7 protein-coding genes and 1 pseudogene are annotated in these 12923 nt (G+C 71.3%); 3 read left to right on the top strand and 5 right to left on the bottom strand.

Annotated features, from left to right (window positions below; all coding sequences use genetic code 11):
- Window positions 1-388 precede the first annotated feature (388 nt).
- Window positions 389-1246 carry a DMT family transporter gene (locus AB0C62_RS33240; protein WP_362979677.1) on the top strand — a complete coding sequence of 286 codons (858 nt, stop codon included), beginning with the start codon at window positions 389-391 and terminating at the stop codon, window positions 1244-1246.
- A gap of 90 nt (window positions 1247-1336) precedes the next feature.
- Here AB0C62_RS33240 and AB0C62_RS33235 read toward each other — a convergent pair whose 3' ends face one another.
- The 4 genes from AB0C62_RS33235 to AB0C62_RS33220 form a co-directional block, all read right to left on the bottom strand.
- A complete protein-coding gene (locus tag AB0C62_RS33235) occupies window positions 1337-1762 on the bottom strand; it encodes an SsgA family sporulation/cell division regulator (RefSeq protein ID WP_362979579.1) in 426 nt (141 codons plus the stop codon).
- Window positions 1763-2014: 252 nt separating this feature from the next.
- Complete coding sequence (locus tag AB0C62_RS33230) at window positions 2015-4441, bottom strand: SpoIIE family protein phosphatase (RefSeq protein WP_362979675.1); 2427 nt, start codon at window positions 4439-4441, stop codon at window positions 2015-2017.
- Window positions 4442-4603: 162 nt separating this feature from the next.
- Window positions 4604-8875, bottom strand: coding sequence for a HAMP domain-containing protein (locus tag AB0C62_RS33225; protein WP_362979577.1), 4272 nt, complete (start codon window positions 8873-8875; stop codon window positions 4604-4606).
- A 357-nt stretch (window positions 8876-9232) separates the two neighbouring features.
- Window positions 9233-10114, bottom strand: a complete 882-nt coding sequence (locus AB0C62_RS33220; protein ID WP_362979575.1) for an RNA polymerase sigma factor SigF — start codon at window positions 10112-10114, stop codon at window positions 9233-9235.
- 425 nt (window positions 10115-10539) lie between these two features.
- Here AB0C62_RS33220 and AB0C62_RS33215 point away from each other — a divergent pair, with 425 nt between their 5' ends.
- A complete protein-coding gene (locus AB0C62_RS33215; RefSeq protein WP_362979673.1) occupies window positions 10540-11475 on the top strand; it encodes a sensor histidine kinase in 936 nt (311 codons plus the stop codon).
- Window positions 11476-11596: 121 nt separating this feature from the next.
- Here the strand turns inward: AB0C62_RS33215 and AB0C62_RS33210 are convergent, their stop codons facing one another.
- Window positions 11597-12154: a DNA starvation/stationary phase protection protein gene (locus AB0C62_RS33210; RefSeq protein WP_362979573.1), complete on the bottom strand. Its 558-nt coding sequence runs from the start codon at window positions 12152-12154 to the stop codon at window positions 11597-11599.
- 311 nt (window positions 12155-12465) lie between these two features.
- Here AB0C62_RS33210 and AB0C62_RS33205 point away from each other — a divergent pair.
- Window positions 12466-12657: pseudogene (locus tag AB0C62_RS33205) on the top strand (DUF5133 domain-containing protein); the annotation flags it as partial.
- Window positions 12658-12923: the final 266 nt, after the last annotated feature.

Genomic DNA, 12923 nt, shown 5'->3' with positions numbered 1-12923 from the left:
GTGCGGTTGTCCTACGGTCATGACGATCGGCCTCCTCCCGTACCAGTCGCTGACCGTGCCGTCCCATCCGCGCCGTCGCGACGGGAAGCCCCCTCTCCCGGCGCCCGAAGCACGGGCCCGGCTGCGCCGCCCCTGGCATCTGTCCGAACAGCAGGTCGCGACCGCGTTCGGGGTGACCCCGGCGACGGTCCGTTTCCTGGTTCAGGGCGGCACTCGGCACCTCACCCTGGTGTGTGCGGCCCGCCGCGATCCGCAGCCCCCGCAGCGAGGGCGCGTACCCCCGGGCCGCGTCGGCTCCGCACGAGGTCCCGGAGCGCCCGGCGAGCGCCCCGCCCGACCGGGTGGGCCCGGGATGCCACGGCCCGCCGTCCCGGGGCATGGTGGAGGGGTGATAGCGCTGGCCGTACTGTTCGCCCTGCTGGGAGCCGCCAGCAACGCCATGGGGACGGCGTTCCAGCGCAAGGCGGCCGCCCGCGTCCCCGAGGGCGGCGGACTGCGGCTCATCCTGGAGCTCGCGCACCAGCCCGCGTGGCTGATCGGCATCGCCGGCGTGGCCGGAGCGGCGCTCTTCCAGGCCCTCGCCCTGGTGAACGGACCCCTGTCCCTGGTCCAGCCCCTGTTCATCCTGGAGCTGCCGTTCGCCCTGATGATCGCCATTCCGCTGCTGCACCGCAGCCTCCCGGGCGCGGGATGGTGGGCCGTCGCGGGAGTGGTGGCCGGCCTCGGTCTGGTCCTCGTCGCCGCCGACCCGTCGGGAGCGGACACGTCCGCCCCCATGGCCCGCTGGATCCCGATGCTGATCCTGTGCCTCTCGGCGGTCGCCGTCGCCGTCGCGGTCTCGCGCCCCGGACGTCCGCCGCTGTTCCGCGCGGCCGTGCTGGGATCGGCCTCGGCCATCAGCAACGCCCTCACCGCCGCGCTCCTGAAGTCGGCCATGGGCACCCTCGAGGACGACGGCTTCGGCGCCTTCCTGAGCGTGTGGCAGACGTACGGATTCGTCGTGACCGGCATCGGCGCCGTCCTGCTGCTGGAGAACGCCCTCCAGGCGGGCCCGTTGGCCGCCTCGCAGCCCGCCCTCACGATCGGCGACGCCACGGTGAGCCTGTTCCTCGGCGTCTTCCTCTTCGGCGAGACGATCCGCACGGGCTGGTGGCTGCTCCCGGAACTGGCCGGGGCCGGCCTCGTCCTGTGGGGCGTCCTGCGGCTGACCCGCGTGGTGCCGCACGTGGGGGAACTCGCCCACTGACCAGCCACCGCGCGGTATGCGAGGCGCTCTCACGGTCAGGGCGCCCCGGAGATCGACGCGACGGCGTTCCGGCGGGCGGTTCCGGTCGCGTCAGCCGCCTGCGATGACCTCCGCGAGGAACCCGTCGAGGGAGACCCGCTCCTCCCCGGGAGCGACGATCCGGTGCGTCTCGTCCAGGAACGACAGGACCGCGGGAGCCCACCCGACGACCACCGCGTGCTGCCGCCCGCCGTCCGAGTGCGGGCGGCCGAAGAACTCCAGCCGCACCTCCCGCCAGCTGCCGGTGGCCCGCGGACCGATACGCACGTCGCCCTCACCCACCGGACGCTCGATCCCCTCGGCCAGCATCTCGCGGTCGAGCCGCCACCGGGCGAGCACCAGACCGTCGTGGCTGAAGGTCATGGTGACGGCGAACGGGTCGTCGGCGCGATACGCGAGATGAGCCATGACCGGGGAACGGCCCGTCGTCTCGGTGACGAGCTGCATGACGAGCGTTCGGCGCACGGATGTGATCAAGACGGGCCCCTGGGGAAGGACGGACGGAGACCTCCCTAGTACCCGCACCGGCCGCGCCATGCTGCTCCATCCGGGGGAAAGAAGCGCGGAAACTCGTGTGCATGCATCGCGGAGAGCGGGGCACCAGCATCCTGAGACAGCTTGAGGACGCCATCCCCCCTGGCGGACCCGAGCTTCGCGGCCCCGCAGGCAGTCACCCCCCCCGGCTGTCGGCGGGGCCGCCTCACTCTCCCGGTCCCGGACCGGCGCCCGTCAGCCGACGGAGTCCCCGGCCCCGTCGACTTCGTCCCCCGCCTGCTCCGCCCCGCCCCGGGGCCCTGCCTCCTCCACCTGGATACCGACGATGCAGGTGTCGTCGTCCGTGTCGGACCTGCTGTACGTCAGCAGCCGGTCGAGCTGGTGGTCCAGGGTCCGGGAGGTCGTACGCGCCGCCTGGAGCAGCTGGCGCAGCGACACCTCCACCGAGCGGTCGCGCCGCTCGATCAGACCGTCCGTGAACATCAACAGGGTGTCGTGGACGGCCAGTTGCACCTCGTCCTCTTCGAACGTCGCCTCGGGCACGGCGCCGAGCAGGATGCCCTTGATCAGAGGGAGCGGGGTGGCGTCCGCGTCACGGACCAGCACGGGCGGCAGATGCCCCGCCCGTGCCCAGCGGAGCACGCGGCGGCGCGGATCGTAGATCCCGCAGACGGCGGTGGCGGTGACCCCGCCGGTCAGATGGTGCGCCACGGCGTTGAGCCACGACAGCAGCTGACCCGGTCCGGCACCCGTCACGGCCAGTCCGCGCAGTGCGTTGCGCAGGACCACCATGCTGGTCGCGGCCTCTATGCCGTGCCCCGCCACGTCCCCGACACACAGCAGGACCAGACCGGAGGGCAGTACGACGGCGTCGTACCAGTCGCCGCCGACCAGTTGCTCGGTCTCCGCCGGCCGGTAGCGGACCGCCACGCCGAGCCCCGGCGCCCGCAGCGGAGCCTGGGTGGGCGGCATGATCGCGTGCTGCAGCTGGAGGGTCAGCCGGTTGCGTTCGTGGGCCTGCTGCTCGGTGTGCGCGAGCTGGTCGCGGGTGACGGCCAGCGCGACCTCGGTCCAGTGCTGGGCCGAGATGTCCTGGTAGGCGCCGCGGACCACGAACAGCCGGTCCTCGGCGTCGAGCACCGGCTCGGCCACCATCCGGATGTGCCGGGTGACCCCGTCGGGCCGCTGCAGGCGGAACGCGGCCGACGCGGGCCGCCGATGGTGCAGGACCGTACGCAGGAAGCGGCCGATGGTCACGGCGTCGTCCGGATGCGTGTGCGTGGACAGTTCCTCCAGCGGCACCGGGCCGACCGAGGGGGAGCGGCCGTACAGGTCGAAGAGCGTGTCGTTCCAGATGATCTCGCCGGTCAGCAGGTTCTCCTCGAACCCGCCGATCCTGCCGAGCCGTTGGGCGTGCTGGAGCAGACTCGCCAGCCGCGCGGTCTCGTCCTCGATGCGCCAGATGAACAGCAGCGCCCCGCCGTGCCGGCTGACGCTGATGTCGGCCACCGACGACAGCGGCACCTGGTCGACCAGCGCCGTCAGGTCCATCCGGCGAGCCCGGAACGGCTCCCCGGTCGCGTACACCCGCTCGATGCACTGGAACAGCTCGCTGTCCCCGGCGGCCATCGGGTAGGCCTCCAGCAGCAGCGCGCCCTGGACGGTTCCCCGGGGCCGCCCCGCCGGGTCGAGGAACCGGCTGTTCACATGGCGGATGCGGAAGTCCGCCAGTCGCCCCCGACCGTCCAGGTGCGGCACGAGCACGAGAGCGGGATCGTGCAACCCGTCGACCAGGTCGACCAGTTCGGCGACCTCGGTGGAGCCGCGCGCCTCCCGGTCCTCGCCCGGCGGCACGTGCGTCTCCAGCGTGTGCGAGCACAGCTCCGCCAGCGCCTCGACCTGACGCACGACCTGCGGGGGCTGGGGCGCCAGCGGGGACGGCCAGGCGATCTCGAGCACGCCGTGCACACGGCCCCCGGAACCGGCCGGGACGGCCACCCGTCCGCCGTCCGGCCGGTCCGCGTGCCCGATGGAAGGCAGCCCGGTGCCGGACAGCGAGGCGGCCCACTGGGTCGACCCCTCGGTCAGCGCGCGGCGCGCCATCGTCGCCACGCCCGGTGGCACGTAGCGCCAGCGTCTCGCCTCGTCGGCAGGGAACCCGGCGCTGCCCGCCAGCGACAGCGAACCGTCCGCGCCGGCCGCCCAGATGGCCACGGCGACGGCCCCGAGCGGCGACAGCGCGTGCTGGAGCAGGGAGTCGGCGACCGCCTGGGTGTCGTTCGCGGCCAGGGCGCCGCTCTCCGCGGCGCGCAGCCGCACGGCGGGGCTGTCGTCCTCGGAGGCGCGAGCCGCCGTGACGGCGAGGAAGGTGCTGGTCACCTCCGAAAGCCGGTCGTGCGCGGCCTGGTTGATGATCTCGACCGCGAGCTGCAGCCGCGGCACCCTCGCCTGCGCGGCCAACTCGGCCAGCTGACGGTCCGCTTGGGCGGGACCGCAGCTCAACCGCTCGACCAGGATGCCCTTGGCCAGCTCGATCAGCGCGCGCCCGTCGGCCTCCAGATGGGCCGCCCGTACCTCACGGCGCAGCCGCTCGACCGTGGCCGCCAGCCGGCCGACCGGAGACGGCCGGCCCGTGCCTGCGGATCCCACGGCCCGTTCCACCTGCGACGTCCCGGACACGTCGTCGCCGTCGGCGCCGGTTGACTCAGGACTGTTCACCGTGCGACTGCTCCTCGGCGGGGACGCCCGAAGGCGCGGGGGAGGGGCGCCGGAGCGGAGGGTTCCCCCGCCGCCCGGCCGCACCGGTCGGTGCCGAACGCCATGTCACTCTCCGAGCCAGCGGTGGACACAGGCGATCAGGTCGTTGGTGTCGACCGGCTTGGTGACATGGTCGCTGGCCCCCGACAGGAGGCTCTTCTCCCGGTCTCCCGGCATGGCCTTCGCGGTCACCGCGATGATCGGCAGGTCCGCGTACCGCGGCATCTTCCGGATCTCGGCCGTCGCCGCGTACCCGTCCATCTCGGGCATCATCACGTCCATCAGGATCAACGCGATCTCCGGCCGGGCCAGCAGTGTCTCGATGCCCTTCCTGCCGTTCTCCGCGTGCAGCACCTGGAAGCCGTGCAGTTCCAGAATGCCGCTGAGCGCGAAGAGGTTGCGGGCGTCGTCGTCGACGACCAGCACCGTACGGCCCCTGAACGCGTCGTCGATCGGCTGCGCGGGCTGCCGCCTCGCCTCCTCGGCGCGCACCAGCGGGACCACGTCGCCCGGCTGTTCCGCGGACAGGTGCAGGGCGATGCGCTCGCGCAACTCGTCCAGACTGGACAGGAACTCCAGGGAGCGGGCGCCGGAGCGGGACTGCAGCGCCTGTTCCTGAGCGAGGTCCACGCGGCTGCCGTTGTGGACGAGGACCGGCACGGTGGCGAGAGCCGAGTCGCCCTCGACGGCTTCGAGGAACCGGGCCGTCTCCCCACCCGGCGGGCCGAGTTCGAGGACGACGCAGTGCCAGGGCTCGGCGGCCAGCGCGCTCGCGGCCTCCTGCGCCCCGACGACGGTGACGACGTCGACGGACGCCCGCGCGTCGCCCTCGTCACGGCTGCGCGCCACGTCCCCGACCGCGCTCTCCGCGACCAGCGTCAGCAGACCCCGCGGCCGGTCCTCGACGACCAGCAGTCGGCGCCGGTGCGAACGGGCCGGACCGGCCGAACCGGCGATCGCGTGCCGGGGCTCCGCGGGCGCCAACGCGTCCGGGCCCCCCTCCGGCTTCCGGCCGCCCGCCAGCAGTGCTTCGAACTCGGGGCGGGCGACCGGCAGGAAGAGTGTGAACGTACTGCCCTGGCCCGGCACGCTGTCGACGGTGACCGCGCCGCCGAGCAGGTGGGCGATCTCCCGGGTGATGGAAAGACCGAGCCCGGTCCCGCCGTACTTGCGGCTCGTCGTGCCGTCCGCCTGCTGGAAGGCGCCGAAGATCGTCTCCAACTGCTGCTCGGGGATGCCGATGCCGGTGTCCTTGACCCGGAAGGCCGCCACGGTACCGCCGCGCCGGACGCCCGGCGGGATCTCCTGGTCCGCCGCGGGTTCGATCCGCAGCTCGACGCGCCCGCGTTCGGTGAACTTCACCGCGTTCGACAGCAGGTTGCGCAGCACCTGACGCAGCCGGGAGTCGTCGGTGAGGAGGTCGACGGGGGCGCCGGGAGCGGTGCTGACCGTGAAGTCCAGGCTCTTCTGCGACGTCATGGGGCGGAAGGTGGCCTCGACGTACTCCAGGAGCTGGCGCAGCGGCACCCGCTCCGGGGTGACGTCCATCTTGCCGGCCTCGACCTTGGACAGGTCGAGGATGTCGTTGATCAGCTGCAGCAGGTCGGAGCCCGCCGAGTGGATGATCCCGGCGTACTCGACCTGCTTCGGCGTGAGGTTGCGCGAAGGGTTCTGCGCCAGCAACTGGGCCAGGATGAGCAGGCTGTTGAGCGGGGTCCGCAGCTCGTGGCTCATGTTCGCGAGGAACTCGGACTTGTACTTCGAGGCCAGGGACAGCTGCTGCGCCCGCGCCTCCAGTTCCTGGCGGGCCTGCTCGATCTGCAGGTTCTTCGCCTCGATGTCCCGGTTCTGGGTCGCCAGCAGCGAGGCCTTGTCCTCCAGCTCCGCGTTGGACCGCTGGAGTTCGTCCTGCTGGACCTGCAACTCCTCCGAGCGTGCCTGGAGTTCGGCGGTCAGCCGCTGCGACTCGCCCAGCAGCTCGTCGGTGCGGGCGTTGGCGACGATGGTGCTGACGTTGACGCCGATGGTCTCCATCAGCTGTTCCAGGAAGGTCCGGTGGCCCTGCGTGAAGCGGGTCACCGAGGCCAGCTCGATGACGCCGAGCACCTGCTCCTCGACGACGATGGGGAGCACCACGAGAGCGGTCGGCGCCGTCCGTCCGAGGCCGGAGGAGATCGTGACGTAACCCGGGGGCACGTCGTCGACGGTGATGGCGCGGCGGCTGCGCGCGGCCTGACCGACGAGGGAACGGCCCAGCGGGATCCGGGTGGGGCGCCCGTCCTCGTCGGGGTAACCGTACGAGCCGACGAGGCGCAGCTCCGTCCCCTTCGCGGTCTCCTCGGCCAGGTAGAACGCGCCGTACTGCGCGGCGACCAGCGGGGTGAGTTCGTCCATGATGAGGTCGGCGACGACGTCCAGGTCGCGATAGCCCTGCATCAGGCCGGAGATCCGCGCCAGGTTCGTCTTGAGCCAGTCCTGCTCCTGGTTGGCGCGCGTGGTCTCACGCAGCGACTCCACCATGGAGTTGATGTTGTCCTTCAGGTCGGCGACCTCGCCCGAGGCCTCCACGGTGATGGAGCGGGTCAGGTCGCCCTCGGCGACGGCACTGGTGACCTCCGCGATGGCACGGACCTGGCGCGTGAGGTTGCCGGCGAGTTCGTTCACGTTCTCGGTCAGCCGCTTCCACGTGCCCGAGACGCCCTCCACCTCGGCCTGGCCGCCGAGCCGGCCCTCGCTGCCGACCTCACGGGCCACCCGGGTGACCTCCGCCGCGAACGCGGAGAGCTGGTCGACCATCGTGTTGATGGTCGTCTTGAGTTCGAGGATCTCGCCGCGCGCGTCGACGTCGATCTTCTTGGACAGGTCGCCCTTGGCCACGGCCGTCGTCACCAGGGCGATGTTGCGCACCTGTCCGGTGAGGTTGTTGGCCATCGAGTTGACGTTGTCGGTGAGGTCCTTCCAGGTGCCCGCCACGTTCGGCACGTGCGCCTGGCCGCCGAGACGCCCCTCGGTGCCGACCTCGCGGGCTACGCGGGTGACCTCGTCGGCGAACGCGGACAGCGTGTCGACCATTGTGTTGATGACGTCGGCCAGGGCGGCGACCTCGCCCTTCGCCTCCACGGTGATCTTCTGCGACAGGTCGCCGCGGGCCACGGCGGTGGCCACCTGCGCGATGGAGCGGACCTGGCCGGTCAGGTTCGACGCCATCACGTTGACGTTGTCGGTGAGGTCCTTCCAGGTGCCGGAGACGCCCCGCACGGTGGCCTGGCCGCCCAGGTTGCCGGCCGTGCCGACCTCGCGGGCCACCCGGGTCACCTCGTCGGCGAACGCGGACAACTGCTCGACCATCGTGTTGATGGTCTCCTTGAGTTCGAGGATCTCGCCGCGGGCGTCGACGGTGATCTTCTGCGACAGGTCGCCCTTCGCCACGGCGGTGGCCACCTGGGCGATCGAGCGGACCTGGGCGGTGAGGTTGCCCGCCATGAAGTTGACGGAGTCGGTCAGGTCCCGCCAGGTGCCCTTGACCCCCTTGACGTCGGCCTGACCGCCGAGGCGTCCGTCGGTGCCGACCTCGCGGGCCACGCGGGTGACCTCGTCGGCGAACGCGGACAGCTGGTCGACCATCGTGTTGATGGTGTTCTTGAGTTCGAGGATCTCGCCGCGGGCGTCGACGGTGATCTTCTGGGACAGGTCGCCCTGGGCCACCGCCGTCGTGACCTGGGCGACATTGCGCACCTGGGCGGTGAGGTTGCCGGCCATGAAGTTGACGGAGTCGGTGAGGTCGCGCCAGACACCTCCGACGCCGGGCACCTGGGCCTGGCCGCCGAGGCGTCCGTCGGTGCCGACCTCGCGGGCCACGCGGGTGACCTCGTCGGCGAACGCGGACAGCTGGTCGACCATCGTGTTGACGGTCTCCTTCAGCTGGAGGATCTCGCCGCGCGCGGGAACATCGATCTTCTGCGACAGATCGCCCTTGGCGACCGCCGTGGCCACCTGCGCGATGTCACGGACCTGGGTGGTGAGGTTGCCGGCCATGGCGTTGACGGAGTCGGTGAGGTCGGCCCACGTACCGGAGACGCCCGGCACCTCGGCCTGCCCGCCGAGCGTGCCCTCGGTGCCCACCTCCCGGGCCACCCGGGTGACTTCGCTGGTGAACACCGACAGCTGGTCGACCATGCCGTTGAACACGGTCGCGATGTCGCCGAGGAGACCGCCGGCCTCGTCGGGGAGCCGGGTGCCGAAGTCGCCGTCGCGGACGGCGGTGAGGCCGGCCAGCAACTGGCGCAACTCCTGTTCGCCCGGGGTCCGTACGGACGTCCCGCTCGCTGCCCTGGTCATGCCCACCCTCGTTCCGCTCCCCTGGAGTCCCGTGACACGGAACTCGGAACCACGCCGGGCCCACGGCGGCCCCCACACCTGTCCGTGGAAATTCCGGCGGATCGCGGGTCGTCCCGCCAAGAAAATACGCCGCAGGCTAACCCAGAACGCGGGTGGTGAACAAAGCGTGAGAGATAACTCTTCGGCAGCCGGAAAATGTTGCCGAGGACAGGAATAGGAGCGTGCGAAGGGGATACACAGGACCCTCTGCGTCCGCGGAGAGGGACCCGCACACGGCGAGGTCCCGCCGTCCACGCCGGACCGGAGTCCTGGCGCGGAACGACGGGACCGTCGAACCGGGTGTGAAGAGCGGGCGGGTCAGGCGACCGACGGGTCCAGCAGGCCCGTGCGCAGCCGCTTGATGATGCGGGTGATCAGCCGGGAGACGTGCATCTGCGAGATGCCGAGCTCCTCACCGATCTGGGCCTGGGTGCGCTCCTCGACGAAACGCATGTGGATGATGCGGCGCTGGCGGTCGTCCAGCTCGGCGATGAGCGGGGCCAGCGAGTTGAAGTCCTCGACCAGCTCCAGCGACGGGTCGTCCTCACCGAGGAAGTCCGCGAGCACGGCCTCGCCGTCGGCGCCGCCGTCGGCGGTGAGCGCGGCGTCGAGGGAGGAGGAGTTGTAGCCGTTCGACGCCTTGCGGGCCTCGATGACCTCTTCCTCGGAAAGGGACATCAGCTCGGAGAGCTCGCGCGTGGTCGGCGTGCGGCCGAGGCGGGTGCGCAGCTCCTCCGTCGCCTTGGCGAGCTCGACACGGGCCTCCTGCAGACGGCGCGGCACGTGCACGGCCCAGCTGGTGTCACGGAAGAAGCGCTTGATCTCACCGACGATGTAGGGCACGGCGAAGGAGGTGAACTCGACCTCGCGGGTCAGCTCGAAACGGTCGATGGCCTTGATCAGCCCGATCGTGCCGACCTGGACGATGTCCTCCATCTCGCCCTGGCTGCGGCTGCGGAAGCGCGCCGCCGCGTACCGGACGAGGGAGAGGTTCATCTCGATGAGGGTGTTGCGCGCGTACTGGTATTCGTGCGTGCCCTCTTCGAGCACCGTGAGGCGGTCGAAGAACTGCCGGGACAGTTCCCGCGCGTCCTTCGGGCTGACCTTCAGCGGCTCGGCGATCTGCGGGAGAGTGCTCTCCACCGTCGTCGCTGCCAGCTGCGCCGTGTGCGTTGCCTTCGCTGCCGTCACGGCTGTCATGCCGCCCACCCCAAATCGTCCGAAGGAATTGATGCCAGGGCCCGTCTGCCCCGCATCACACCAGTCATGCCACCCGACTCGAAACTTTCTTCAGATCCGTGTCCGGGGCGCCCCGACCGGCTCCGGGCCGGCGGACGTTCCGGCCGGTGGAACCGTTCGGATGCACTCCGACGGTATCAACGCTCGAACGGAGACCCGGACGGTTCCGGCGGGCAAAGCGGGGCAAGTGAGGACCAGGCACGGCCGATACGGCGCGGGCCACGCGGCGGGACCGGGTCGGCCGGGCCCCTGCCACGCAGAACGGTCGGCGAGGTGAGTCGGTGGAGATCGGGTGGGAGGAGGACGGCGCACGGACGGGACACCGCGGCGCACCGAAGGACCGGACCGGCCGTGCGAGCCACCTCCGGGAACCCGGGGGCCGGGTCGTGACGCCGACGGCACCGTGCGACGAACCCTTCGTCCACCCGGCGCTCCTCTATCGCGGCGACCGTGAGTACGTGGAGGCGACGACGCGCTTCGTCGCGGAGGGCGTAGCGGCGGCGGAACCGGTGGCGGTGGCCGTGCCGGGCCGCCGTCTGGACCTGATCCGACGCGAACTCGGGCCGCTCGGCGACGGCGTCCGCTGGATCGACATGACCCGGGACGGCAGGAACCCGGGCCGCATCATCCCCTCCGTGCTGCGGCGGTTCACCGACACCCACCGGGGGAGGCGGGTCCGGATCATCGGCGAACCCGTGTGGCACGGGCGTACGGCCGCGGAGTACCCGGCCTGCCTCCAGCACGAGGCCTTGATCAACCGGGCGTTCGACGGACATGACGTAACGATTCTCTGCCCGTACGACACGCGAGCCCTCTCCGACGAGGTGATCGCCGACGCGCACGCCACGCACCCCGTCGTCATCAGCGAGGGCCGGGAGCGTGTCAGCCCCGCCTTCGATCCGGACGCGGTGCTGGAGCGCTGCAACGAGACGCTGCGCCACCCGCCCGGAGCGGCCACCGTCCGCTTCGACGCGGAACGCCTGCCGGCCGCCCGCGACTTCGCGACGAGCGAGGCCCGGGAGCGCGGAATGACACCGGCCCGCCTCCAGGACCTGGCCCTTGTCGTCGCGGAACTCACGACCAACAGCGTCGTGCACGGCGGTGGCTCGGGGACCCTGCGGATCTGGGCCGAGAGCGAGCAGATCGTGTGCGAGGTACAGGACGGGGGACGGCTGAGCGATCCGCTGGCCGGCCGCCGCCCGCTGCGCCCCGAGCAGATCGGCGGCCGCGGCCTGTTCCTCGTGCACGTCGTCTCGGACCTCGTCCGCGTCCACACGGGGACCTCCGGTACGACCGTACGAAGCTGCATCGCGCGCGGCTGAGCCGAGGAAACCAGGACGGCCCGAGACACAGGAGGGCCTGGGACATGGGGACGCCAGGAGGCCCGGACCGTTTCCGGTCCGGGCCTCCTGGCGTCGACTGCGCGCGCGCTCGCTCCCGTCGCTACCGGGCGGCCGAGCGCGCGGCGTCCTGCTCCGTGTGGGCGTCGCCCTGCGACAGGGAACCGCCTGAGCTCTCCAGGTGCGCGCGGACGAACCACTGGAACTGTTCGAGCGAGCGCAGCTGCTCGATGAGCAGGTCCTCGGTGACCGGGTCGATCTTGCCGACCTCGGAGACGGCCGCGCGGTGGTCCTCGACGACGCCCGTGTAGACCAGGTCGAGGGCGCCGAGGTGGGCGATGGCGTCGGCGCGGCCGATGCTGTAGTCGTCCCAGGTCCGCTCCGCGACGAGGGCGCCCGGCGTACCGTGCGGCACGCCGCCCAGCGCCGAGATCCGCTCGGCGGCGTCGTCGGCCATCTCACGGACGCGGTCCACCTGGGGATCGAGCATTTCGTGGACGGCGATGAAATGCGGGCCCACCACATTCCAGTGAATGTGCTTCAGCGTCAGGGAAAGATCGTTGAGAGCGTGCAGGCGCTTGCCCAGCACGTCGATGATCCGGCCGCCGTCGTGCGTGCTGATGCCGGGGACGGTGTACTTCGGTGTCGTGGAAGTCGCCATGTTCCATTCCTTCCGCACAGGTTTCTCGCGGTTTTCTACAGAAGTTGTCAGGGGATTCGCAGACGTCCGCCGTCCTGGCGGTTCCGGTGCGACAGCCTGCGGTACCAGCGGCCACGAGGGCCACGGGACGTGCCCGGAGTTTCGAGTGCCCGAGTTCCTCCAGGGCACACCTGTGCCGTACACCGATCCGGTGCGACGGGACACCGCCACGGAGAAAGTGTTGAGCCAAAGAGGTTGTGTGGGGCCGCTGTTGTGAATGAATCGGCCGCCACCGGGCACACGGTCGGAAAATAGAGAGAGGAACCCTCGCCGTGCTCGTGCCCGACCCGAAGGTTGTCCGGAGACTGCTGACGCGTTACGCGTCTCTGAAGATCGCCTATGCCGAGAAGGAGACGCTGGAGACGGCGCGTCGGCTGGAGGACGTCACGTACACCCTGTGCGTGATGACGGGGAAGACCGGTGTCCACGACGCCGTCGTCGCGGCCGACGCCATGCTCGCGGCCGGCGGCAACGGGCGCGAGACCGGCAAGAGCGCGCTGGTGGGGAACGGTGGACCGACCGCCGCCGCGGCGAAGGGCCTGACGACCGTCCCCGCGCCGATGGCGCGGACGCACACGGAGGCCGGGGCGTTGACCGGCCAGGGCGTGGGCGTTCCCGCCCCGCGCGTTTGATGATCGCCTGACACGAGGTGGGGCGGACCCCAGGCCGCGTCGACCACCGACACCAACCAGGACGGCCAAGGCGACGACGTAGCCGACCCGTACTTCGC

This window comes from Streptomyces sp. NPDC048643 (genome assembly GCF_040650615.1).
In the GTDB taxonomy this organism is placed as follows: domain Bacteria; phylum Actinomycetota; class Actinomycetes; order Streptomycetales; family Streptomycetaceae; genus Streptomyces.
The sequence above is the reverse complement of the archived record's forward strand: the minus strand, read 5'-3'. Positions and strand labels throughout refer to the sequence as shown.